The sequence below is a fragment of the Pseudomonas fluorescens genome (assembly GCF_012974785.1).
In the GTDB taxonomy this organism is placed as follows: Bacteria; Pseudomonadota; Gammaproteobacteria; order Pseudomonadales; family Pseudomonadaceae; genus Aquipseudomonas; species Aquipseudomonas fluorescens_BT.
This window is the reverse complement of sequence record NZ_CP027561.1, coordinates 4343398-4369594: the sequence shown is the minus strand read 5'-3', so window position 1 is coordinate 4369594 and position 26197 is coordinate 4343398. Positions and strand designations below refer to the sequence as shown.

General features: G+C 62.7%; 13 protein-coding genes. 4 read left to right on the top strand and 9 right to left on the bottom strand.

What is annotated here, in order from left to right; translation table 11 throughout:
• Positions 1-26: 26 nt before the first annotated feature.
• The 8 genes from C6Y56_RS19675 to C6Y56_RS19640 form a co-directional block, all read right to left on the bottom strand.
• Positions 27-311 carry a pyrimidine/purine nucleoside phosphorylase gene (locus C6Y56_RS19675; RefSeq protein ID WP_007940055.1) on the bottom strand — a complete coding sequence of 95 codons (285 nt, stop codon included), beginning with the start codon at positions 309-311 and terminating at the stop codon, positions 27-29.
• A gap of 81 nt (positions 312-392) precedes the next feature.
• Positions 393-935, bottom strand: coding sequence for an exonuclease domain-containing protein (locus tag C6Y56_RS19670; protein WP_169431291.1), 543 nt, complete (start codon positions 933-935; stop codon positions 393-395).
• Positions 936-1004: 69 nt separating this feature from the next.
• The gene (locus tag C6Y56_RS19665) at positions 1005-2966 is read right to left on the bottom strand and encodes an acetyl/propionyl/methylcrotonyl-CoA carboxylase subunit alpha (RefSeq protein WP_169431290.1); all 1962 of its coding nucleotides are present in this window, start codon (positions 2964-2966) and stop codon (positions 1005-1007) included.
• Between the two features lie 68 nt (positions 2967-3034).
• On the bottom strand, positions 3035-3832 hold the full coding sequence (locus tag C6Y56_RS19660; RefSeq protein ID WP_169431289.1) for an enoyl-CoA hydratase/isomerase family protein: 798 nt from the start codon (positions 3830-3832) through the stop codon (positions 3035-3037).
• Complete coding sequence (gene atuD, locus C6Y56_RS19655) at positions 3829-4986, bottom strand: citronellyl-CoA dehydrogenase (RefSeq protein ID WP_169431288.1); 1158 nt, start codon at positions 4984-4986, stop codon at positions 3829-3831. Before atuD ends, C6Y56_RS19660 begins: the two co-directional genes overlap by 4 nt.
• A 28-nt stretch (positions 4987-5014) precedes the next feature.
• On the bottom strand, positions 5015-6631 hold the full coding sequence (atuC, locus tag C6Y56_RS19650) for a geranyl-CoA carboxylase subunit beta (protein ID WP_169431287.1): 1617 nt from the start codon (positions 6629-6631) through the stop codon (positions 5015-5017).
• A 3-nt stretch (positions 6632-6634) separates the two neighbouring features.
• Positions 6635-7504, bottom strand: coding sequence for an SDR family oxidoreductase (locus C6Y56_RS19645; RefSeq protein WP_169431286.1), 870 nt, complete (start codon positions 7502-7504; stop codon positions 6635-6637).
• A gap of 12 nt (positions 7505-7516) precedes the next feature.
• Positions 7517-9307: an acyclic terpene utilization AtuA family protein gene (locus C6Y56_RS19640; RefSeq protein ID WP_169431285.1), complete on the bottom strand. Its 1791-nt coding sequence runs from the start codon at positions 9305-9307 to the stop codon at positions 7517-7519.
• 187 nt (positions 9308-9494) lie between these two features.
• Between C6Y56_RS19640 and C6Y56_RS19635 the strand changes: the two genes are divergently transcribed.
• The 3 genes from C6Y56_RS19635 to C6Y56_RS19625 all read left to right on the top strand — a co-directional run bounded on the left by C6Y56_RS19635 (position 9495) and on the right by C6Y56_RS19625 (position 12108).
• Positions 9495-10118, top strand: coding sequence for a TetR/AcrR family transcriptional regulator (locus C6Y56_RS19635; protein ID WP_212633392.1), 624 nt, complete (start codon positions 9495-9497; stop codon positions 10116-10118).
• Positions 10119-10209: 91 nt separating this feature from the next.
• Positions 10210-11007, top strand: coding sequence for a substrate-binding periplasmic protein (locus C6Y56_RS19630; protein WP_169431284.1), 798 nt, complete (start codon positions 10210-10212; stop codon positions 11005-11007).
• Positions 11008-11094: 87 nt separating this feature from the next.
• The gene (locus tag C6Y56_RS19625) at positions 11095-12108 is read left to right on the top strand and encodes a GNAT family N-acetyltransferase (protein WP_169431283.1); all 1014 of its coding nucleotides are present in this window, start codon (positions 11095-11097) and stop codon (positions 12106-12108) included.
• A 71-nt stretch (positions 12109-12179) separates the two neighbouring features.
• On the opposite strand, the gene C6Y56_RS19620 is transcribed toward C6Y56_RS19625, so the two are convergent.
• Positions 12180-12734 (bottom strand): RNA polymerase factor sigma-70, encoded by a 555-nt coding sequence (locus C6Y56_RS19620; protein WP_169431282.1) that lies wholly within the window; start codon positions 12732-12734, stop codon positions 12180-12182.
• A gap of 379 nt (positions 12735-13113) precedes the next feature.
• Between C6Y56_RS19620 and C6Y56_RS19615 the strand changes: the two genes are divergently transcribed.
• On the top strand, positions 13114-26115 hold the full coding sequence (locus C6Y56_RS19615) for a non-ribosomal peptide synthetase (RefSeq protein WP_169431281.1): 13002 nt from the start codon (positions 13114-13116) through the stop codon (positions 26113-26115).
• Positions 26116-26197 lie beyond the last annotated feature (82 nt).

Below are 26197 nucleotides of genomic sequence, written 5' to 3'. Positions count from 1 at the left end.
TTTCATGGCCGCAGAAAACCGGGATCTCAGCCGCGGTATTCGCACAGGTAAGCGGTGTCGACGGCCACTTTCAGCTGGAACTTGCTGTTGGCTGGCACGTTGAACTGGCTGCCGGCGGCGAAAGTTTCCCAGTCGCTGCTGTCCGGCAGTTTGACGGTCAGTGCACCCGAAACCACGTGCATGATTTCACGCTGGCTGGTGCCGAATTCGTATTCGCCCGGGGCCATGACGCCGATGGTCGCAGGGCCTTCAGCAGTGCCGAAAGCGATCGACTTGACGGTGCCGTCGAAGTACTCGTTGACTTTAAACATGGGCGATTCCTCTCGAAAAGGGCTTAAAAGGGTCAAAAAGGTCGGCCAGTATGCACAAGGCTCATGGCGCCGTCACCTGCGCTAGAGCGGCAGCACCAGCGGCAATAATCGGGCGGTATTGCGCGCATCTTCCAGCGCCCGGTGCTGCTGACCGGTGAACTGCATACCCGCCAGTTGCAGCGCGCCATTGAGTCCCAGGGGCCGTTCGAGGCGTCGGGCCTTGGCAAAACGCTGTTTGAGGTTCATGTGCGGCACACGGTTCAGCGCACTGTCGAGTTGCAGGCGCTGCCATTCCTGAAGCAATTGCCTGCGGTCGTAGTCGCCCCAACTGGCCCAGCCTTCAAGACGAGTCTGGTGCTGACCGAGCCAGCGCTCGAACGCCGGCCAGACTTCGGTCAGCGGTTGCGCGGCGTCAATGTTGGCCTGGGTGATGTGGGTGAGTTCGCGACAGAACGGCGTCAGCAGGGGCCGACGCACCGGTTTGACGAAGCGCTGAAAGTGGTCCTGCTCGCGACCGGCGCGATCCACCAGGGTGGCGCCGATCTCGATGATTTCCATTTCCGTAACCGGCCAGCCACCCTCATCGGTGGTGGCTTCCAGATCAATGACCAGCCAATGGGGCATCGCAGGGTTCCTGATTTCCGCGTCCTGATAGTCAGAGCGTAGTCAAACCTTGCGGATGCGTTTGACCACTCACTCGACCTGCAACAGAACCTGACGATTTTTGACCTGATCGCCGACCTTGACCTGCACCCGCTTGAGCACGCCGTCGATGCCGGCCTTGAGCGGGTGCTCCATTTTCATCGCCTCCAGCACCACCAGCAACTGACCTTTGCTGACCGGGCTGCCTTCGCTGACAAGCACGTCGATGATTGCGCCATCCATCGGAGCTTTCAAGGTGCCGGAGCTGACGCTGGTCTGACTGTCGATCACCGCATGAGTTCGATCCACCAGGCGCAGGCTGCCGGGGCGGGTGAATAGCCAGAGCTGGTCGTCGTGCAGGCGATAGGCGTGGCGCTGGCGCAGGCCTTCGATTTCCAGGGATATCGAGCGTTCGCTGTATTCGATGAGCTTCAGTTCGAAGGCTCGTTCAGCCACCTGAACCCGAACGATGCCATCCGGGGCGGCAAGCAATTGCACACTCCACGCCTGATCGTCGAGACCCAGCCGATAGTGCAATGGCGCCCCGGCATTGTTGCGCCAACCGGCCAAGGGTGAACGATGCGCCCCGGCGCAGGATTGATAAAACAGCAACGCCGCAACCGCGAGTTCTTCGGCACTCGGTTTATGGGGATGCAGACAAGGATGGTCGGCGAAATGCTGCGGGATAAACCCGGTGCCGAATTCGCCGCTGATGAACTGCGGATGCTGCAACAGACTGGCCAGCAGTCGCTGATTGCTCTGCACACCCAGCAACACGCTGTCCTGTACCGCACGCAGCAATTTGCGCCGGGCTTCTTCGCGGGTTGCGCCGTGGGCGATCAGTTTCCCGAGCAACGGGTCGTAGAACGGTGAGATCGACTGCCCTTCGATCAGGCCGTGATCAATCCGCGCACCGCGATCCAGTGCCGGCGCCCAGACTTCGACACGCCCGGTCTGCGGCAGAAAATCCTGGGCCGGATCTTCGGCGTAGAGGCGCACTTCCATGGCATGGCCATCGAGCTTCACCTGCGCTTGGGTCAGCGGCAGCGGCTGGCCTTCGGCGACCGACAGTTGCCAAGCCACCAGATCCAGCCCGGTAATCAATTCAGTCACCGGGTGCTCGACCTGCAACCGGGTGTTCATCTCCAGAAAGTAGAACCGGCCATCGGCATCAAGCAAAAACTCCACGGTGCCGGCGCCGACATAGTTCACCGCACGCCCGGCCTTGAGCGCCGCTTCGCCCATCGCCTGACGCAGTTTTTCGGTCATCACCGGACAAGGCGCTTCTTCGATCACTTTCTGGTGGCGGCGCTGAATCGAACAGTCGCGCTCGCCGAGGTAGATCAGGTTGCCGTGGTGGTCGCCGAACAACTGCACCTCGACGTGACGCGGTTCGATCAGCGCCTGTTCGAGAATCAGTTCGTCGCTGCCGAAGCCGTTCAAGGCTTCCGAGCGGGCCGTGCGCAACTGCGCCGGCAGTTCCTCGGCGCTGTGCACCAGACGCATGCCGCGCCCGCCACCGCCGGCGCTGGCCTTGATCATCAACGGGTAACCGATGCGTTCGGCTTCGCGGGTCAGCGTTGCGTCATCCTGCTCGGCGCCCTGATAGCCGGCGATGCACGGCACACCGGCGGCGAGCATGGCGATTTTCGACTGGCGTTTGCTGCCCATCAGTTTGATGGCTTCGACGCTGGGGCCGATGAACGTCAGGCCGGCCTGTTCGCAGGCACGGGCGAACTCGGCGTTTTCCGAGAGAAAACCATAGCCGGGATGGATCGCGTCGGCACCGCTGCGCCGGGCGGCGTCGAGGATGGCCGGGATGTTCAGGTAGGACTGCTGCACGGACGCCGGGCCGATGTTCACCGCCTCATCCGCCATTTGGACATGCAGCGCATTGGCGTCGGCGTCGCTGAACACCGCAACCGTGCGATAGCCCAGAGCCTGGGCGGTGAGCTGGATGCGGCAGGCGATTTCACCGCGGTTGGCGATCAGGATTTTGTGGATGACGGGCATGGTGGTTTTTCCTGAATGTTGGCGGTGGATTGAAGGGCCTCATCGCGGGCAAGCCCGCTCCCACAGAGTCAGGTGCTCCATCCGGGTTTGCGCTTTTGCACGAACGCCATCGTGCCTTCTATGCCTTCGGCACCGGTCACCGCTTCGCTGAACCACTGCGCCGCTTCATCCAGCAATTCGTTCGATGGCTGGCCGGCGCTGGCCAGCAAGAGTTTCTTGGTGGTGGCATTCGCTTCGGGAGCACAGCACAGGACATGCTGCAACACCTCGTCCAGCCGCTCGGCCAACGCCTGTGGATCCTCTTCGACAAAATGCACCAGCCCCAGACGCCGTGCCTGATGACCGTCGAATCGTGCAGCGGTCAGCGCCAGGCGCCGGGCTTCGGTGAGGCCGATGCGTTGCACTACAAACGGCGCGATCTGTGCCGGCAACAGACCGAGACTGGTTTCCGGCAGGCCGAATTGCGCCTGATGATCGGCCATCGCGATATCGCTCACGCACGCCAGTCCGAAACCGCCCCCGAGCACCGCGCCCTGCAGCACGGTGATCAACACTTGTGGCGCGTGCTGGGCTTCTTCCAGCATCGACCCGAAGGCACGGTTCAACTCGCGATAGGCATCGCTGCCCTGAGCGCGGGCGTTGGCCATGTCCTTGATGTCGCCGCCGGCACAGAAATGCCCGCCGGCGCCGCTGAGCACCAACGCGCGCACGCTGCGGTCATCGCGCACGGCGGCGAAAATCGAACGCAGCTCGGCGACCATCTGCAGGCTCATGGCGTTGCGGTTTTCCGGGCGATTGAGGGTGATGTGCAGCACGCCGTTATGGGGTTCCAGCAACAGCGTCTGGCAAACGGGCAGGGTGGTCATTTCTTTTTCCCCGGCAGGATGCCCATCAGTTTGCAGATGATCCCCAGCATGATTTCGTCGGCGCCCCCGCCAATCGATACCAGACGCACGTCGCGGTAGGCGCGGGCCACCGGGTTGTCCCACATGAAGCCCATGCCGCCCCAGTATTGCAGGCAACTGTCGCTGACTTCGCGGCCGAGGCGCCCGGCCTTGAGTTTGGCCATCGAGGCCAGTCGGGTGACATCCTGGCCTTTCACGTATTGCTCGGTGGCCTGATAGACCAGCGCTCGCAGGCATTCGATTTCGGTCTGCAATTCGGCGAGGCGGAAGTGGATCACCTGATTGTCGATCAGCGCGTTGCCGAAGGTCTTGCGTTCCTTGCAGTACTCGATGGTGCTGTCGATGCAATATTCCAGGCCCTTGATCATGTTGGCCGCGCCGAACAGGCGTTCTTCCTGGAATTGCAGCATTTGCATCATGAACCCGGCGCCTTCATGGCCGATGCGATTGCGCTGGGGCACGCGCACGTTGTCGAAAAACACCTGGGCGGTTTCCGAGCTGCGCATGCCGAGCTTGTCGAGGTGCGAACTGAGGCTGATGCCCGGCGTGTTCATCGGCACCATGATCAGCGACTTGTTGATGTGCGGTTTGTCGTCCGAGGTGTTGGCCAGCAGGCAGATGAAGTCGGCGCTCGGCGAGTTGGTGATCCACATCTTGCTGCCGTTGATCACATAGTCGTCCCCGTCCTTGCGTGCGGTGGTCTTGAGCCCGGCGACATCGGAACCGGCACCGACTTCCGACACGCCGATGCAACCGACCTGTTCACCGGTGATCGCCGGGCGCAGGAATTCCTCGCGCAACTCATCGGAACCGAAGCGGGCGAGGGCGGGAGTGCACATGTCGGTCTGCACGCCGATCGACATCGGAATGCCGCCGCAATGGATGGTGCCGAACTCTTCGGCCGCGACGATCGAATAGCTGTAATCCAGGCCCATGCCGCCGAATTTCTCCGGCTTGGAAATCCCCAACAGGCCGAGGTCGCCGGCCTTGCGGAAAATCTCGTGGATCGGAAAACGTCCGGCCTTTTCCCATTCATCGACGTGGGGGTTGATCTCGTGCTCGACGAACTGGCGGACGGTACGGCGCAGGGCTTCGTGTTCCGGGGTGAAGATCATTTTATTGTTCTCCTTGAGTCCGTGGCGATCAGAACCGGCTGACGCCGAAGCTGTTGGGTTGCAACGTGCGGATGCCGGCTTCGTGGCAGATGTCCAGCAAGTAACCGAGCAGGGTGCGGGTGTCGCGTGGATCGATCAGCCCGTCGTCCCACAGGTTGGCGCTGCCATAGAGGGCGGTGGACTGGCTGTCGAGTTTCTGTGCGGTGACCTGCTCCAGCATGTCGAGCATTTTCGGGTCGGGCGCCAGGCCGTCCTTCAACTGCTTGGCTTCGGTGACGATACGCAACACCTTGCCGGCCTGGGCGCCACCCATCACGGCGGTACGGCTGTTGGGCCAGGCGAAAATGAAGCGCGGATCAAGCCCGCGTCCGCACATTGCGTAGTTGCCCGCGCCATAGGAACCGCCGACCACAATGGTCAGTTTCGGCACCCGCGCATTGGCCACGGCCTGGATCAGTTTCGAGCCGTGCTTGATCACGCCGTGCTGTTCCGATTCGGTGCCGACCATGAACCCGGTGGTGTTATGGAAAAACAGCAGCGGCGTCTGGCTCTGGTCACACAGTTGAATGAACTGCGCGGCCTTGCTCGCGCCGTTGGGCGTGATCGGGCCGTTGTTGCCGATGAAACCGCAGGCGCGGCCCTGAATTTTCAGGTGGCCGCAAACGGTCTGCTGATCGAACTCGCCCTTGAACTCCATGAAGCGCGATTCGTCGGCGATCCGCGCAATGATTTCGCGCACGTCGTAAGGTTTTTTCGGGTCGTCCGGGATCAGGCCGAGCAGCTCGTCGATGGGGTACAACGGTTCCTTGAATTGCGGCTCAGGCAGCCACGGCAGTTGCTCGTTCCAGTTCAGCAGGCTGACGATTTCCCGCACCTGACGCACGCCGTCGGCATCGTTTTCGGCCAGGTATTCGGCGGTGCCGGCGACTTGTGCGTGCATCTCGGCGCCGCCCAGTTCTTCGTCCGTGGCAACTTCACCGGTCGCTGCTTTTAGCAATGGAGGACCTGCGAGAAACAGCTTGGCCTTGCCGCGCACCACCACCACGTAATCCGACAGCCCCGGCTGATAGGCGCCGCCGGCGGTGGCCGAACCGTGCACCACGGTGATCTGCGGCAAACCCATGGCGGACATGCGCGCCTGATTGGCAAAACTGCGCGCACCTTCGACGAAAATCTCCGCCGCATAATTGAGGTTGGCGCCGCCGCTTTCGGCGAGGGTGATGACCGGCAGTTTGTTTTCCTGGGCAATCTGTTGCAGACGCAGGGATTTTTTCAGGCCCGACGGGGAAATCGTCCCGCCCTTGATCGCGCTGTTGTTCGCCACGATCAAGGCGCGAACGCCGGACACGTAACCGATGCCGGCGATCAAGCCGCCACCGGCCGAGCTGCCGTCCTTGTCGTCGTGCAGCTTGTAGCCGGCCAGGCTCGCCAGTTCGAGGAAGGGCGCGCCGGGGTCGAGCAACAGATTCAGGCGCTCACGGGGCAGCAATTGTCCGCGTTTGTCGAATTTGGGCTTGGCTTCGGCAGCCTTGTTCAGCAGGTTCTGTTCCAGCTGCTGGACTTGCTCGATGGCCGCAAGCATCGCTGCGCGGTTGCGGGCGAAGGCTTCGCTGTGCGGATCGAGCTGGGATTGAATGACCGGCATGGCTTACTCCTTGTCCTTCAAGACATCCGGTATATAGGCCCGGTGAAAACCGTTGAAGGATTTGCTGTGGGTCGCCTTGTGCAGCGGCCAGGCGCGACTGCCCAGGCTGGCGGCGCCGTCGATGCGCAAGGTGCTGCCGCTGACGAACGCGGCAGCCGGGCTGAGCAGAAACACGATCGCCGCGCTGACTTCCGATTCCGTGCCGATGCGCTTGAGCGGCACGTGTTCGCGCAAGGTCGGGATCACGGCCTTGAACGCGCCTTCGTAAGTGTCCATGCCGCTGGAAGCGATCCAGCCCGGTGCCACCGCATTCACCCGAACGCCGGCATAACCCCATTCGAACGCCGCGGTTTTGGTGAAGTTGTCCATGCCCGACCGCGCGGCACCGGAGTGGCCCATGCCGGGCATGCCGCCCCACATGTCGGCGAGCATGTTGACGATGTTGCCGCCGTGTTTGCTCATCGACTGATTGAACACTTCCCGGGCCATCAGGAAACCGCCGACCAGATTGGTGCGCAGCACGGTTTCGAAACCTTTCTGGTTGATCGAGGCCAGGGGCGAGGGGTACTGGCCGCCGGCATTGTTGACCAGCCCGTGGATCGGCCCGTGTTCGCGGATCAGTTCGCTGACCAGTGCCTTCACGGCTTCTTCATCGCGGATATCACACGCTTTCCAGTGCGCACGACCACCGTCCTCGGCAATTTCGGCGGCAACGGCTTGCAGCTTTTCCGGTTTGCGTCCGACCAGCACCACGTTGGCCCCGAGCGCCGCCAGTTCATGGGCGGTGCATCGCCCGATGCCGCTGCCGCCACCGGTGACGATCACGGTCTGACCGCTGAACAGATCAGCCCGGAAAATCGATTCATACGCCATGGTGCCAATCCTCTAGTCGAACTGTTCGGCGATGCTCTGCGGCACCGGGATCTGGATTTCCAGTAGTTGTTGGGCGAAAGCCTTGCCTTGCGGGTCGATGCGCAGACTCGCCACGCCGCCACCACCGAGGGCGTTTTCCAGCAGGAAATTCAGGCTGTGAGTACCCGGCAGATACCAGCGCTCGACCCGGCCTTGAATCGGGTCGAGGACATGACTCATCCAGTCGACAACCACCGCCGGGGTCAGCGCTTCGGCAATCCACGGCAGGTATTCGGGGCGGCGCGGCAGTACGCCGATGTTGCTGTGATTGCCTTTGTCGCCGGAGCGCGCCACCGCCAGTTTCACCAACGCTACGCTGGCGTCGGCGCGGCCCTGGGGGCCAGGCGTTTCGTGGGGCAGGGGCAGATCCTGGCTGTCGAGTGGGGTGGGGGCGGGCAGGGCGAACGGATGAGAATGGCCGTCGATGTCGATCTGCAATGTGCAGGCGCTTTTGTCGATCAGGAACGAGAACAGCCGGATCAGCGGATACACCGTCGGACGCCCGCCGACGATGCCGGTCAGCCCCGGTGCCATGCCGGTCGCGGCCTGGGCGATTTCCCGGGAGAACAGGATCAGCGCCTGTTTGTTCGGGTGGCGCACGGCGAGTTTGATCACCACTTCGCGGCTGTCCCGGCGCTGGCCGTGAGGGCCGTAGGTGGCTTCGCTGCCAAGCAGCTCGATATGGGTTTCGGTGTAAGGGCCCCAGCCGCGTTGCTCGAGCATTTCCGAAGTCTTGTCGATGATCGCCTGACTGACGCGCCGAGCCTTTTCCACCGCATCGATGCCGGCGATCAGGCAACTGGCGGTACAGCGGAAACCGTCCGGGTATGTCGCGCTGACCTTGTATTTGTCGCTGGGTGGCAGGCCTTTGGCGCCGTGGACCCGAACCGCGTTCTTGCCTTGTTGCTGAAGTTTGACCTGACTGAAATCGCAGACCACATCGGGCAACAGATAGGCCTGTGGATCGCCGATCTCGTAAAGCATCTGTTCGCCGACGGTCAGCGGCGTGACCAATCCGCCGGAGCCTTCGGGTTTGCTGACGATGAACTGGCCGTCGGCGCTGACTTCGACGATCGGAAAGCCGATGTGTTCGTAATCCGGCACGTCGCGCCAATCGGTGAAGTTGCCGCCGGTGCACTGCGCGCCGCATTCGATGATGTGCCCGGCCAGGGCGGCTTGCGCGAGTTTGTCGTAGTCGTGCCACGACCAGCCGAATTCATGCGCCAGTGCGGCGCTGACCACTGCGCTGTCGACCACCCGGCCTGTAATCACAATATCGGCGCCCAGGCGCAGCGCTTCGACAATGCCCGGCGCGCCGAGGTAGGCGTTGATCGACACGCACGTCGGCGGCAGCGGGGCGCCGCTGAACATTTCCGTGATGCCTTGGGAGGCGAGGTGTTTGAAGTGAGGTTGCAGGTCATCGCCCGACAGCACGGCGATTTTCAGTGCCACGCCGGCCTTGTCGCAGGCCGCTTGCAGGGCGGCGGCACAGGCCTGGGGATTGACCCCGCCGGCATTGCTGATGACGCGTATCTTCTGTTCGGCCAGTTGCGGCAGCAGGGGCGCCAGGACTTCGATGAAGTCCCCGGCGAACCCAGCCTGCGGGTCCTTCATTCGCGCGCCGGCCATGATCGACATCGTGATCTCGGCCAGGTAGTCGAACACCAGATAATCCAGCTTTCCACCGGCTACAAGCTGCGCGGCGGCGGTCGAGGTGTCTCCCCAGAATGCGCTGGCGCATCCGATGCGAACCGTGGTGGGCATTTTCATCTCCGACTCAGCAACCTGTGACAGAAGTGCATCGAGGCTACCAAGCAAGCGCTTGGTTTGTAAACAGGCGAAATTATCTTCTGCCCAAGCGCTTGCTTGGTCGCGGCCGGCGGCTTAAATTGCCCGCGCAACCCTGCGGTTTCAGGGCGGCAGACGACTGAACGACTGTAGGAGAGAACGGGTGGACGAGCAAAAAGCCCTGAAGGTCATGCGCGAACTGGTCGACGAAGGCCAGTTGACCGACCCGGACAGCGCTCGCGGCAAACTGCTGCAAGTGGCGGCCCACCTGTTTCGCAACAAGGGCTACGAACGCACCACGGTGCGCGACCTGGCGGGCGCCGTGGGCATTCAGTCAGGCAGCATCTTTCATCACTTCAAAAGCAAGGATGAAATCCTGCGTGCAGTGATGGAAGAAACCATCCGCTACAACACGGCGCTGATGCGGGCGGCCCTGGCCGATGCGGCCAATGTCCGCGAGCGGGTGCTGGCGCTGATCCGCTGCGAATTGCAGTCGATCATGGGCGGCAGCGGCGAAGCGATGGCGGTGCTGGTGTATGAATGGCGCTCGCTGTCCGAAGACGGTCAGGCCAAAGTGCTGGCGCTGCGGGACATCTACGAAGAACTCTGGCTGCAAGTGCTGGGCGAGGCCAAGGCGGCGGGGTTCATCCGAGGTGACGTGTTCATTACCCGACGTTTTCTCACGGGCGCGCTGTCCTGGACCACCACCTGGTTCCGCGCCGGCGGCAGTCTGAGCCTCGATCAACTGGCCGAAGAAGCGCTGATTCTGGTGCTTGAAGAAGGCTGATCACTTTCTATCGGCCCGGGAAACTGGCTAACTGGGCGAAACCGCCTAGCTTGAATGCATGGAACGGTACTTTTTCGGGGAGTGGGGTGTTTTGAAGTCTTCGTCAAATCGGACGGCCGCCGGGCTGATGCTCGCAGCGCTGGCTGCATCCTGGGTTTTGCCTGCTCAGGCGGTGCAAGTGGTTCGGGTGGGGGCTGCGCATTTCCCGCCTTACACCATTCGCCCGGAAAACGGCGCCGACACGGGGCTGCTGCCGGAATTGGTCGCTGCATTGAACAGTGCTCAGAGCGACTTCCGTTTTGAGCTTGTCCCCACCTCGATTCCACGACGGTTCGGCGATTTCAAGGAGGGCCGCACGGACATGGCGATCTTCGAGAATCCGGACTGGGGCTGGAAAGACATTCCCCACACCACGGTCGACATGGGGCTGGAGGACGCAGAGATTTTCGTCGCGGAAAACGAACCCGGTCGCCAGCAGAATTACTTCGCCGATCTCAAGGGCAAGCGCCTGGCGTTGTACAGCGGCTATCACTACGAGTTCGCCAACTTCAATGCCGACCCCAAATACCTCGCGGAAACCTACAACGCCACGCTGACCTATTCCCACGACAGCAACCTGTTGATGGTGCTGCGCGGTCGGGCGGACATTGCGCTGGTCACTCGCTCGTATCTGTTCGATTACCTGCTGCGCAACGCAAAAGTGCGTGATGAATTGCTGGTGTCTCAGCGCATCGACCAGATCTACCACCACTACGCGATTCTCAGGCCAGAGGCACCGATTACCGGCGAAGCGTTCAGCAAACTGCTGCAAGGCCTGCGTGACAGCGGGCAGATGCTGAAGATCTTCGATCCGTACAAGATCGCCGTGGTGCCGGTGCGTCGTCCATGAGTTGCGGTTTTTACCGTCCGGCCTAAATTTCCCGCCCCGGCTCACGTCCCATCGTTGAACTGTCGACGATTATCGTGAGCCCGACCCATGTCCAATCTGAATGACCTGACTGCCCTGGCCTTGCCTTCGGGCAGTCAACTGATAGCCGATGCCACTGAAAGCCGTCTGAGCCTGAGCCTGGACGGGCAACCGCTGATTCGCCTGCGCCTTGATCGTGAAGGCCAGGGGCCGATCCAGATCGATGAACGTTATGCATTGCCACCGGGCCAGGCGCTGTGGGCGGCCTGTTATTGGCTGTTTGCCCGGGATTCGGCGCGTCAGCAATTGATCTGGCAACTGGATCAGGCGCCGACCGAAGCCTTGCTCAGCGGTTTGCTGGTGAGCACGGACGTGGCGGGCGAGTATCGCTGTGAACGCACGCTCTTCTGGCAACTGCCGCAACCGTGGCTGGGTACTTCGCTGACCGGCAGCTACCCGCAGCAAATGGTCATCAGCAACGGCAAGCGTCATCCGCTGCGTCCGGTGAAGCCGCGAGGTGAAGTCTATCGGCGTTTCGATGCGCGTCTCGGTGCGTGGATTTCTCTGCGGACCGTGGAGATCGAGCAGGATCTGGCGCGTTTCAACCGCTGGCAGAACAGTCCGCGAGTCGCCAGTTTCTGGCAGGAAGAGGGCAGCCTGGAACAGCATCGCGAGTACCTGAGCAAGCTCGACGCCGATCCGCATACGCTGACTCTGATCGGCTGTTTCAACGACCAGCCGTTCGCTTACTTCGAAGCCTACTGGGCCAAGGAAGATCGCATCGCGCCGTTCTACGATGCCGACAATTACGACCGTGGCATTCACATGCTGGTCGGGGAAGAAGACCATCGCGGCCCGCACAAGGTGGCGAGCTGGTTGTCGGCATTGGTGCACTATCTGTTTCTGGATGATCCGCGTACTCAGCGCGTCGTCGCCGAGCCGCGTGCCGACAACGCGAAGATGATCGGCCACATGCACAACCAGTGCTTCCACTGCGAAAAGGAGTTCGACTTCCCGCACAAGCGTGCGGCGTTGATGATCCTGGGGCGCGAGCGGTTTTTTGATCGCTGCAAACTGGCGTGACGTTTCGCTGAAACAAAAAAAGATCGCAGCCCTTCGACGAAGGCTGCGATCTTTTTTTGGGTGGCCTGCTGTCAGCGACGGTTTGCGGTCATGACATCTGCACGGCTGCCCGACACCTTGCGGCAATGCACCAGCGCATCGCGAATCATGAAATTGACCAGGGTCGGCGAAACGCCGAGTTCCTTGGCGATGTCCTTTTGCGGTACGCCGTGCAGACGGTACATCTCGAAGGCGTAGCGCGTGCGGACCGGCAGCTCGGTCAATGCATCGGCAATGTGTTCCAGGGTCGAGAAGTTGATGTGCGAGGTTTCCGGCGAAGCGCCCTGAATGACCACGTTCAACCCTTCCTCCTCGGGGCCGGCGTACTTCTGCTCCAGCGCCTGTTTGCGGTAGTGATCGATGGCCAGATTGCGCACGATCTGGAACAGATAACTCAGCTGGGCCTTGATCGACGACGTGATCGGCGGCGCCGATTGCAGTCGGAAGAACGCATCCTGCACCACATCTTCGGCGCGTGACCGGCAGCCGGTAATGCGAGCTGCAATCTTGACCAGAATCAGTCGATTGTCGACGAATGCCTGAAGTAGCGGTGAATCGCACCTGCTTGTGGATACTTGTTCCGTCATGGAAATCACCTTGCTGCCAATAGGTTAGTGGGACGTCTGGGGGACGGGCCGTCCTACACATCGAGCGACAAATTATGTTGAATGATAATGATTGTCAATTGAGAAAGAGAACTAATGATCCATAACGGTGCGAACTGAGAACTGCGACACGCCGCCGCACTCGTCCACGCGCCCAGCCCCATTGGCGATCCTGCCCGCCGACTAATTATTTCAAGACGTCATCCGTTCTCATTGGTGAATGGATCCGGGTACGCAGCCCCGGACCTACCGCATTCCAATGCCTTGCACGGTCGGCGAAGACCGTGTCCCGCATGCCTTGCACGGGCATGCCGCAGCCAACCCGATTCCACCAGCAAGCCGAATTCAGGCAGGAAACCTCATGACCGACGCGTTCGAACTCCCCAGCACCCTGGTCCAAGCCCTTCAGCGCCGCGCGGCCCTGACGCCGGATCGGCTGGCCTTGCGCTTTCTCGCCGAAACCGAGGAGCAGGCTGTGGTGCTCAGTTATCGCGAACTCGATCAGCGCGCCCGCACCATCGCCGCGGCGTTGCAGGCCGAGGCCGGATTCGGTGATCGCGCGGTGCTGCTGTTTCCCAGCGGCCCGGATTACGTCGCGGCGTTCTTCGGTTGCCTGTACGCGGGTGTGATCGCGGTGCCGGCCTATCCGCCGGAATCGGCCAAGCGTCACCATCAGGAGCGCCTGCTGTCGATCATCGCCGACGCCGAACCGCGTCTGCTGCTGACCAGCGCCGGCCTGCGCGATGCCTTGCAGCAAATCGAAGGCGCGCCGCCGCTGTTGTGCGTCGACACCCTCGAAAACGCGCTGGCCGAGCGTTGGGTCGAGCCGACCTTGCCGCAAGACCACATCGCTTTCCTGCAATACACCTCCGGCTCCACCGCGCTGCCCAAAGGCGTGCAGGTCAGCCACGGTAATCTGGTGGCCAATGAACTGCTGATTCGCCACGGTTTCGGCATCGACGTGAACCCGGACGACGTGATCGTCAGCTGGCTGCCGCTGTACCACGACATGGGCCTGATCGGCGGTCTGCTGCAACCGATCTTCAGCGGCGTACCGTGCATCCTGATGTCGCCGGCATACTTCCTCGGCCGGCCGTTGCGCTGGCTCGAAGCGATCAGCCAATACGGCGGCACCATCAGCGGCGGACCTGACTTTGCCTATCGACTGTGCAGCGAACGGGTCAGCGAATCGGCGCTGGAACGCCTCGACCTGAGTCGCTGGCGCGTCGCCTATTCGGGTTCCGAACCCATCCGTCTCGACACCCTCGAACGCTTCGCCGAGAAATTCACCGCGTGCGGTTTCAGCGAAGACAGCTTCATGGCGTCCTACGGTCTGGCCGAAGCGACCCTGTTCGTCGCCGGCACACCGCGCGGCACAGGGATTCCTGCATTGCGCGTCGACGATCAGGCTCTCGCGCAGAACCGCGCCGAAGCGGGCGAGGGCAGCCCGATCATGAGTTGTGGCATCAGCCAGCCCGATCATGCGGTGCTGATCGTTGAGCCGAGCACGCTTGAAGCGCTGGCCGACAACGCCGTCGGCGAAGTCTGGGCAACCGGCCCGAGTATCGCCCTCGGCTACTGGCGCAACCCCGAGGCGACTGCCAAGACCTTCGTCCAGCACGCCGGCCAGACCTGGCTGCGTACCGGTGACCTGGGCTTCATTCGCGGCGGCGAACTGTTCATCACCGGTCGCCTGAAAGACATGCTGATCGTGCGCGGTCACAACCTCTATCCGCAGGACATCGAGAAGACGGTCGAGAACGAAGTGGAGGTGGTGCGCAAGGGCCGTGTCGCAGCATTCGCGGTCAATCAGAATGGCGAAGAAGGTATCGGCATCGCGGCGGAAATCAGCCGCAGCGTGCAGAAAATCCTCCCGCCCGAAGCGCTGATCAAAGCCATTCGCCAGGCCGTGGCCGAGACGTATCAGGAAGCACCGAGCGTGGTGGTGCTGCTGAACCCGGGCGCGCTGCCGAAGACTTCCAGCGGCAAGCTGCAACGTTCGGCCTGCCGCAATCGCCTGGCGGACGGCAGCCTCGACAGCTACGCCGTATTCCCATCAGGCACTGCTGAAACCGCTCATGAGTCGACCGCGTCCGCCTCCGAACTGGAAACGCTGATCGGCAAAATCTGGGCTGAGCAACTGAACGTCCAGCAAGTCAACGCCGACGATCACTTCTTCCTGCTCGGCGGTAACTCAATCGCCGCCACCCAAGTGATCGCCAAGGTTCGCGAAGAGCTGAGCCTGGAGCTGAACCTGCGCATGTTGTTCGAAGCGCCGACCCTGTCCGCTTTCGCCGTTGCCGTGGCGCAGCAGCAACAGGACGGCGGCAGCGCCCAGGGGGAAATCACTGCGTTGTCGCGCAACGAAGCACTGCCGCAATCCCTTGCGCAAAACCGTCTGTGGATCACCTGGCAGCTCGATCCGCAAAGCAGCGCCTACAACATTCCCGGCGCCCTGCGCCTGCGTGGCGAACTGGACGAGGATGCCCTGCGCGCCAGTTTCCAACAACTGATCGAGCGCCACGAATCCCTGCGCACGCGCTTCTTCGAACGCGACGGTGTGGCCCTGCAACAGGTCGAAGCGGCGGGCGAGTTCAACCTGCAACTGATTGACATCAGCGGCCTGCCGGCCAGCGAACGTGAAGCCCGCGCACAACAGATCCGCGAAGACGAAGCCCGCACCCGGTTCGATCTGGAGAAAGGCCCGCTGCTGCGGGTGACGCTGGTTCGCTTCGACGACGAAGATCACCAACTGCTGGTGACGATGCACCACATCATCGCCGACGGCTGGTCGCTGAATGTGCTGATCGACGAGTTCTCGCGTCTGTACGCCGCCGCTTCCCAAGGCCAGCGTGTCGAGCTGGCGCCGCTGCCGACCCAATACGCCGATTACGGCAGCTGGCAGCGCCAATGGCTGGCGCAAGGCGAGGGCGGGCGACAACTGGCGTACTGGAAAGCGCAGTTGGGTGATGAGCATCCAACGCTGGAACTGGCGACTGACCATCCGCGTTCTGCCAAACAGATTCACAGCGCTGCACGCCACAGCGTTCGACTGGGGACCAGCCTCAGCGATGCAATCCGCCAGACTGCCCAGGCCCATCAATCCACGCCGTTCATGTTGTTGCTCTCGGCGTTCCAGAGTCTTTTGCATCGCTACAGCGGCCAACGCGACATCCGCATCGGCGTACCCAACGCCAACCGTCCGCGTCTGGAAACCCAAGGCCTGATCGGCTTCTTCATCAACACCCAGGTGCTGCGCGCCGACGTCGATTCGCGACTGCCGTTCACCGAACTGCTGGCGCAAACCCGTCAGGCTGCGCTTGATGCTCAGGCGAATCAGGACCTGCCGTTCGAACAACTGCTCGAAGCCTTCCCGCAGGCCCGCGAACAAGGTCTGTTTCAGGTCATGTTCAACCATCAGCAACGCGACCTGAGTGCGCTCAAACGTCTGCCGGGCCTGCTCGCCGAAGAACTGCCGTGGCACAGCCGCGAGGCCAAGTTCGATCTGCAATTGCACAGCGAAGAAGACCGTAATGGTCGCCTGAGCCTGTCGTTCGACTATGCCGATGAACTGTTCGACGCGACGACCATCGAGCGCCTTGCCGAACATTTCAGCAACCTGTTGCGTGCTGTCTGCGAACGCCCGGAGCAGGCCATCGGTGACCTGCCGCTGCTGACCGGCGGCGAATATTCTCAGCAAGACGCGTGGAGCGTCGCCCCGTGCACCCCGGCGCAACAATGGCTGCCGGAGCTGCTGAATGATCAAGCGCGTCAGACGCCTGATCGCACCGCGCTGGTGTGGGACGGCGGCAGCCTCGACTTCGCTGAACTGCACGCCCAGGCCAACCGTCTCGCCCATTACCTGCGCGACAAAGGCGTCGGCCCGGACGTCTGCGTGGCGATCGCCGCCGAGCGTTCGCCGCAACTGTTGATCGGTCTGCTGGCGATCATCAAGGCTGGTGGCGCCTACGTGCCGCTGGACCCGGATTACCCGGCCGAGCGCCTGGCCTACATGCTCAGCGACAGCGGTGTCGAACTGCTGCTGACCCAGACTGCATTGCTCGACCGCTTGCCGGCCAGGGAAGGCGTCAGCATGATCGCCATGGACACCCTGCACCTGGAAAACTGGCCGAGCCAGGCGCCGGGCCTGCACCTGCACGGCGACAACCTCGCCTACGTGATTTACACCTCCGGTTCCACCGGCCAGCCGAAAGGCGTGGGCAACACTCACGCGGCGCTGGCCGAACGGCTGCAATGGATGCAGAACACGTATCGTCTGGACCATACCGACGTGCTGATGCAAAAGGCGCCGATCAGTTTTGATGTGTCGGTGTGGGAATGCTTCTGGCCGCTGATCACCGGCGCGCGCCTGCTGATCGCCGGCTCCGGCGAACACCGCGATCCGCATCGCATTGCGCAGCTGGTTCAACAGTACGGCGTGACCACGCTGCACTTCGTGCCGCCGCTGCTTTCGCTGTTCATCGATGAACCGTTGAGCGCCGAATGCACCAGCCTGCGTCGCGTATTCTCCGGCGGTGAAGCGCTGCCGGCGGAATTGCGCAACCGCGTGCTGGCGCAACTGCCGGCGGTGCAACTGCACAACCGTTATGGCCCGACCGAAACCGCGATCAACGTCACCCATTGGCATTGCAGTGTGGCCGATGGCGAGCGTTCGCCGATTGGCCGTCCGCTGGGCAACGTGGTCTGCCGCGTGCTCGACAGCGATCTCAATCCAGTGCCGTCCGGTGTGCCGGGTGAACTGTGCATCAGCGGCATCGGTCTGGCCCGTGGTTACCTCGGTCGCCCGGCGCTGACCGCCGAGCGTTTCGTGGTCGATCCGCTGGGCGAGCAGGGCGCACGCCTATACCGCACCGGTGACCGCGCACGCTGGACCCACGATGGCGTGATCGAATACCTCGGCCGTCTCGATCAGCAGGTCAAACTGCGCGGCTTCCGCGTCGAACCGGAAGAAATCGAAGCCCGTCTGCTCGTTCAGGATGGTGTGGCCCAGGCCGCCGTGCTGGTGCGTGAAACCGTCGCCGGCCCGCAACTGATCGGCTACTTCACAGCCGCGGACGCCAATGAAGATCAGGACGCGCAAATCGCTCGCCTGAAAACCGCACTGGCCGCCGAACTGCCGGAATACATGGTCCCGGCACAACTGATGCGTCTGGACGAAATGCCCCTGAGCCCGAGCGGCAAACTCGACCGCCGCGCCTTGCCCGAGCCGCAATGGCAGGTGCGCGAACACGTCGAGCCGGTCACCGAGCTGGAACAACAGATCGCCGCGATCTGGCGCGAAGTGCTGGGCCTGAAACAGGTCGGACTGCGCGACGACTTCTTCGCCCTCGGCGGTCACTCGCTGCTGGCCACGCAGATCATTTCCCGCACCCGTCAGGCCTGCGACGTCGAATTGCCGCTGCGTGCCTTGTTCGAACACAGCGAACTGGGTGATTTCGCCGAACAGATCCGCCAGATCCAGGCCAGCGGCCGTACCAACAAACAGCCGCCGATCGCCAAGGTTGATCGCAGCAAACCGGTGCCGCTCTCCTATTCCCAACAGCGCATGTGGTTCCTCTGGCAGATGGAGCCGGACAGCCCTGCGTACAACGTCGGCGGCATGGCGCGGCTGCGTGGCGTCTTGCATGTCGAGCGTTTCGAAGCGGCGCTGCAAGCGCTGATCCTGCGCCACGAAACCCTGCGCACCACGTTCCCGAGCATCGACGGCGTGGCCCGTCAGCAGGTGCATGCCGAGACCGGCGTGCGCATGGACTGGAAGGATTTCTCGACACTCGCCGCCGATGTGCGCGAACAGAAAGTCCAGCAACTGGCCGACGACGAAGCGCACCTGCCGTTCGATCTGGAGACCGGCCCGCTGCTGCGCGCCTGCCTGGTCAAGACCGCCGAGCACGAGCATTACTTCGTCCTGACCCTGCACCACATCGTCACCGAAGGCTGGGCGATGGACATCTTCGCCCGGGAACTCAGCGGGCTGTATGAAGCGTTCGTCGATGACCGCGAATCGCCGCTGGAACCGCTGCCGGTGCAGTACCTCGACTACAGCGTGTGGCAGCGCAACTGGCTGGAGTCCGGCGAGCGTCAGCGTCAGCTCGACTACTGGACCGCGCAACTGGGCCGCGTACATCCACTGCTGGAACTGCCGGGCGACCGTCCGCGTCCGCCGGTGCAAAGTCACCGGGGCGAGCTGTTCCGTTTTGACCTCAACGACGACCTCGCTGCCCGCGTCCGGACATTCAACGCGCAGAACGGCCTGACCCTGTTCATGACCATGACCGCCGCACTCGCGACCCTGCTTTACCGCTACAGCGGCCAGACCGACCTGCGCATCGGCGCGCCGGTCGCCAACCGTATCCGCCCGGAAAGCGAAGGGCTGATCGGTGCGTTCCTCAACACTCAAGTGCTGCGTTGCCAGCTCGACGGCCAGATGTCGGTCGGCGAATTGTTCGAGCAAGTGCGCCATACCGTGATCGAAGGTCAGTCCCATCAGGACCTGCCGTTCGACCATCTGGTAGAGGCGTTGCAGCCACCGCGCAGCGCCGCCTACAACCCGTTGTTCCAGGTGATGTGCAACGTGCAGCGCTGGGAATTCCAGCAGAGCCGCATGCTCGCCGGCATGACTGTCGAGTACCTGGCCAACGATGCGCGGGCGACCAAGTTCGACCTCAACCTGGAAGTCACCGACCTCGACCATCGCCTCGGTTGCTGCCTGACTTACAGCACCGACCTGTTCGACGAACCGACGATTGCACGCATGGCCAGGCACTGGCGCAACCTGCTGGAAGCGCTGATCGCCGACCCGCAGCAGCGCCTCAGCGAATTGCCATTGCTCGATGCACCTGAGCAACAACAGTTGCTCGACAGCCTTGGCGTCGAGCCGGGCGAGCATCGTCTCGACCAGTGCATCCATCACCTGTTCGCCGAACAGGCGCTGGCGCGCAAAGATGCGCCGGCCCTGACCTTCGCCGGGCGAACCCTGAGCTACGCCGAACTCGACGCCCGTGCCAATCGTCTGGCCTGGGCCCTGCGTGAGCGTGGCGTCGGCCCGCAAGTGCGGGTCGGTCTGGCGCTGGAGCGTTCGCTGGAAATGGTCGTCGGCCTGCTGGCGATCCTCAAGGCCGGCGGCGCCTATGTGCCGCTGGATCCGGAATACCCGCTCGACCGTTTGCATTACATGATCGAAGACAGCGGCGTCGGCCTGTTACTCAGTGACCGGGCGATGTTCAAGGCCCTCGGTGAATTGCCGCCGAACGTGGCGCGCTGGTGCCTGGAAGATGACAGCGCCGCGCTGGCCGATTACCCGGCTACCGAACTTCCGTTCATCAGCCTGCCGCAGCATCAGGCGTACCTGATTTACACCTCGGGTTCCACCGGCAAGCCGAAAGGCGTGGTGGTGTCCCACGGTGAAATCGCCATGCACTGCCAGGCGGTGATCGAGCGTTTCGGCATGCGCCCGGACGACTGCGAACTGCACTTCTATTCGATCAACTTCGACGCCGCCACCGAGCGTCTGCTGGTGCCGCTGCTCAGCGGCGCGCAGGTGGTGCTGCGTGCGCAAGGTCAGTGGGACGCGGAAGAAATCTGCGGCCTGATCCGCGAACACCGGATCAATATTCTCGGCTTCACCCCGAGTTACGGCAGCCAGTTGGCGCAGTTCCTCGCCACGCAAAACGACATCCTCCCTGTGCGGATGATCATCACCGGCGGCGAAGCGCTGACCGGCGAACACCTGCAACGGATTCGTGCAGTATTCAAGCCGAGCCTGTTCTTCAACGCCTACGGCCCGACCGAAACCGTGGTCATGCCGCTCGCCAGTCTCGCGCCAGAAGTGCTGGAAGAGGGCGCCGGCAGCGTGCCGATCGGCAGTGTGATCGGTGATCGCGTGGCCTACATTCTCGACGCCGATCTGGCGTTGGTGCCGCAAGGCGCGACCGGTGAATTGTTCGTCGGCGGCGCCGGCCTGGCCCAGGGTTATCACGACCGTGCGGGCATCAGCGCCGAGCGTTTTGTCGCCGACCCGTTTGCCGCCAATGGCGGGCGCATGTACCGCACCGGCGACCTGGTGCGCCAGCGCGCCGACGGTCTGGTGGAGTATCTGGGGCGGATCGACCATCAGGTGAAGATCCGTGGTTTCCGGATCGAACTGGGCGAGATCGAAACGCGCCTGCTCGATCACGACTCGATCCGCGAAGCGGTGGTGCTGGCGCTGGAGGCACCGAGTGGCAAGCAACTGGTCGGCTATCTCGTGACCGAGGTCGCTTCGCGAAGCGAAGCCGAGCAAGCCGAACTGCGCGAAGCCCTGAAGGCGCACCTGAAGACGCAACTGCCGGACTACATGGTGCCGACGCATCTGATTCTGCTGGCGAGCATGCCGCTGACCGCCAACGGCAAACTCGATCGCCGCGCCTTGCCGGCACCGGACCCGGAGCTCAACCGTCAGGATTACGTGGCGCCAAGCAACGAGCTGGAGCAGACCCTGGCGCAGATCTGGTGCGAAGTGCTCAACGTCGAGCAGGTCGGTCTGAACGACAATTTCTTCGAACTGGGCGGCGACTCGATCCTGTCGATTCAAGTGGTCAGCCGGGCACGGCAGCAGGGCATTCACTTCAGCCCTCGCGACCTGTTCCAGCACCAGACCGTGCAGACGTTGGCGGCTGTCGCCAGCCGCAGTGAAACCGTGACCGCCGAGCAAGGTCTGGTGACTGGCGAATCGCGTCTGACGCCGATCCAGCACTGGTTCTTCGACACCGAAATTCCCGAGCGTCAGCACTGGAACCAAGCGTTGCTGCTGGAGCCGACGGTTGCGCTGGAACCGCATCGTCTGGAGCAAGCGCTGTTGGCGGTAATCGAGCAGCATGACGCCCTGCGTCTGCGCTTCAGCGAGGTCAACGGCGCATGGCAGGCAACCCATCAACCGGTGAACGATGCCGCCGTACTGTGGCAAGTCCGCGTGCCGTCGATGGACAAGTGCACCGAGCTGTTCGCCGATGCTCAGCGCAGTCTCGACCTCACCCAGGGCCCGCTGCTGCGCGCAGTGCTGGTCGAGGGGCTGGACGCTCAGCAACGGCTGTTCATTGCGATTCATCACCTGGTGGTCGACGGTGTGTCGTGGCGCGTTCTGCTCGACGATCTGCAAACTGTGTATCACCAACTCGACGCCGATCAGTCGGTGAAACTGCCGGCGAAAACCAGCGCCTTCAAGGACTGGTCGGCGCGCTTGCAGGCTTACGCCGGCAGCGAATCCCTGCGTGAAGAACTGAGCTGGTGGCAGGCGCAACTGGCCGGTCCGAACGCCGATTTGCCGTGCGAACGTCCCGAGGGCGGTCGCGAGAATCGTCACGCGCAAACCGTCAGCGTGCGTCTGGATGCCGAGCGCACCAAGCAGCTATTGCAACAGGCACCGAGCGCCTACCGCACGCAGGTCAACGACCTGTTGCTGACCGCGCTGGCCCGCGTGCTGTGCCGCTGGAGCGGGCAGCCATCGGCGCTGATTCAACTGGAAGGCCACGGCCGCGAAACCCTGTTCGACGAGATCGACCTGACCCGCACCGTCGGCTGGTTCACCAGCGCTTATCCGTTGCGCCTGACCCCGCACAACATCGAAGAAGCGGCCGGGCAGGGCGCTTCGATCAAGGCGATCAAGGAACAACTGCGTGCCGTGCCGCACAAAGGTCTGGGTTACGGCGTGCTGCGTTATCTCGCCGATGACGTCAGTCGTCAGAGCATGGCGGCGTTGCCGAACGCGCCGATCACCTTCAACTACCTCGGCCAGTTCGACCAGAGCTTCGGCAGCGACGCGCTGTTCCGTCCGCTGGATGAATCGGTCGGCGCGGCCCACGATCCACACGCACCGTTGCCGAACGAGTTGAGCGTCGACAGTCAGGTGTATGGCGGTGAGCTGCTGCTGCGCTGGACGTTCAGCGCCGAACGCTACGACGCGCAGACCATCAACGAGCTGGCCGATGCCTACGTCGGCGAGTTGCAGAGCCTGATCGAACATTGCCTGCAGGACGAGGCCGGTGGCCTGACGCCGTCGGACTTCCCGCTGGCGAAACTGACCCAGGCTCAACTTGACGCACTGCCGGTGCCGGCGGCGCACATCGAAGACGTGTACCCGCTGACGCCGATGCAGGAAGGCATGCTGCTGCACACCTTGCTAGAACCGGGCACCGGTCTGTACTACATGCAGGATCGCTACCGCATCAACAGCGAACTCGACCCCGAGCGTTTCGCCCAGGCGTGGCAGGCGGTGGTCGCTCGTCACGAAGCGTTGCGTGCATCGTTCTGCTGGAACGTCGGCGAAGACATGTTGCAAGTGATCCACACTCCGGGTCGCACGCCGATCGAGTACCTGGACTGGAGCGCCATTGCTGACGTGGAGCAGGAACCGAAACTGCAAGCGCTGCTCAAGGCCGAGCGCGAAGCCGGGTTCGATCTGCTCAATCAGGCACCGTTCCACCTGCGCCTGATCAAGGTCGGCGCGGCGCGCTACTGGTTCATGATGAGCAACCACCACATCCTGATCGATGCCTGGTGCCGTTCGCTGCTGATGAACGACTTCTTCGAGATCTACACCGCGCTGGGCGAAGGTCGCCAAGCGCAACTGGCAGTGCCGCCGCGCTACCGCGATTACATCGGCTGGCTGCAACGCCAGAGCCTGGCCGAAGCGCGGCAGTGGTGGCAGCAGAACCTGCAAGGCTTCGAGCGCACCACGCCGATCCCGAGCGACCGTCCGTTCCTGCGTGAACACGCCGGCGAAAGCGGCGGCATGATCGTTGGCGACCGCTACACCCGACTCAAAGTCGAGGACGGCGCTCGTCTGCGCGAACTGGCTCAGGCTCATCAGCTGACCATCAACACCTTCGCCCAGGCGGCTTGGGCGCTGGTGCTGCGCCGCATGAGCGGTGATCGCGACGTGCTGTTCGGCGTGACCGTGGCCGGGCGTCCGGTGGAGATGCCGGAGATGCAATGCACCGTCGGACTGTTCATCAACAGCATCGCGCTGCGGGTGCAGATCCCGGCGGACGACCAGCGCGCCAGCGTGCGTCAGTGGTTGAGCGGTCTGCTCGACAGCAACATGCAATTGCGCGAGTACGAATACCTGCCGCTGGTGAACATCCAGGAACAAAGCGAACTGCCGAAAGGCCAGCCGCTGTTCGACAGCCTGTTCGTGTTCGAAAACGCCCCGGTAGAAGTCTCGGTACTGGACCGTGCGCAGAGCCTCAACGCGACCTCGGACTCGGGCCGTACCCACACCAACTTCCCGCTGACCGCCGTTTGCTATCCGGGCGACGACCTGGGTCTGCATCTGTCTTACGACCAGCGTTATTTCGACGAGTCGACCATCGAACGCATGCTCGGCGAGTTCAAGCGTCTGTTGCTGGCGCTGGTCGACGGCTTCCATGGCGACATGGCTGACCTGCCGCTGCTGGGCCATGAGGAACAGGACTTCCTGCTCCACGGCTGCAACCAGAGCGAGCACGACTATCCGCTGGAACAAAGCTACGTCGAGTTGTTCGAAGCGCGGGTCGCGCAACATCCGCAACGCACCGCCGCCAGTTGCCTCGATCAGCAACTGAGCTATGCCGAGCTGAACCAGAACGCCAACCGTCTCGGCCATGCACTGGTCGCGGCCGGGGTGCAGATGGATCAACCGGTGGCGCTGTTGGGTGAACGTAACCTGGATCTGCTGGGCATGATCATCGGCAGCTTCAAGGCCGGTGCCGGTTACCTGCCGCTGGATCCGGGTCTGCCGAGCCAGCGTCTGCAACGCATCATCGAACTCAGTCGCACGCCAGTGCTGGTGTGCACCGAGGCTTGCCGTGAACAGGCGACGACCTTGCTGGATGAGTTCAGCTGCGCCAACCGCCCACGTCTGCTGGTGTGGGAAGAGGTTCAGGCCGGCGCGGTTTCGTCGGCGAATCCGGGCCTCTTCAGCGGCCCGGACAACCTGGCCTACGTGATTTACACCTCGGGCTCCACCGGATTGCCGAAAGGCGTGATGGTCGAGCAGCGCGGCATGCTCAACAACCAGTTGAGCAAGGTGCCGTACCTGAACCTGAGCGACGCCGATGTGATTGCCCAGACCGCTTCGCAAAGCTTCGACATTTCGGTCTGGCAGTTCCTCGCCGCGCCGCTGTTCGGGGCGCGGGTAGACATCGTGCCGAACACCATCGCCCACGATCCGCAAGGCTTACTGGTGCATGTTCAGCAGCAGGGCATCACCGTGCTGGAAAGTGTGCCGTCGCTGATTCAGGGCATGCTCGCTTCGGATCGCTTGAGCCTGGACGGCCTGCGCTGGATGTTGCCGACCGGTGAAGCAATGCCACCGGAGCTGGCGCATCAGTGGCTGTTGCGTTATCCGGAGATTGGTCTGGTCAACGCCTATGGCCCGGCGGAGTGCTCGGACGACGTGGCGTTCTTCCGCGTCGACATGGCCTCGACTCGCGGCAGCTACCTGCCGATCGGTACGCCGACCGACAACAACTTGCTGTACCTGCTCGATGGCGCACTGGATCTGGTGCCGTTGGGTGCGGTGGGTGAGTTGTGCGTCGCCGGTACCGGGGTCGGTCGTGGATATGTCAGCGATCCGCTGCGCACTGCGCCGGTGTTCGTGCCGAATCCGTTCGGAGCGCCGGGTGAGCGGCTGTACCGCACCGGTGACCTGGCGCGCCGCCGCAGTGACGGCGTGCTGGAGTACGTCGGTCGGGTCGACCATCAGGTGAAGATTCGCGGATACCGGATCGAGCTGGGGGAAATCGAGGCGCGCCTGCATGAGCAACCGGAAGTTCGCGACGGCGCGGTGGGTGTGCAGGAGGGCGTGAACGGTAAGCATCTGGTCGGCTACCTTGTGGCCGCAGATTGCGCACTGAATCAGAGCGAACGCCTGGAGCGGATCAAGCAGCGCCTGCGCGCCGAACTGCCGGAATACATGGTGCCGCTGCACTGGTTGTGGCTCGACCGGTTGCCGCTCAACGCCAACGGCAAACTCGACCGCAAGGCCCTGCCGGCGCTGGAAATCGGCCAGTTGCAGAGCCAGGATTACCTGGCACCGCGCAGCGATCTGGAGCAGACCCTGGCCGATATCTGGGCCGAGGTGCTGAAGGTCGAGAAGGTCGGGGTACGCGACAACTTCTTCGAACTTGGCGGCCATTCGCTGCTCGCCACGCAGATCGCTTCGCGGGTGCAGAAAGCCCTGCAACGGGACGTGCCGCTGCGCGCCATGTTCGAGTGCAGCACGGTGGAGGAACTGGCCGAATACATCGAAGGGCTGGCGGCCAGTGACATTACCGAGGAGAAGGTGGATCGGCTCAATGACCTGATGGCGGCGCTGGAAGGGCTGTAAAGCACAGCCTGCGACAATGGCTATAGAAACCTGCGTTTCGTTGTGGCCGTTGTCGCAGATCGGGCTTTGTAATCCTTTCATA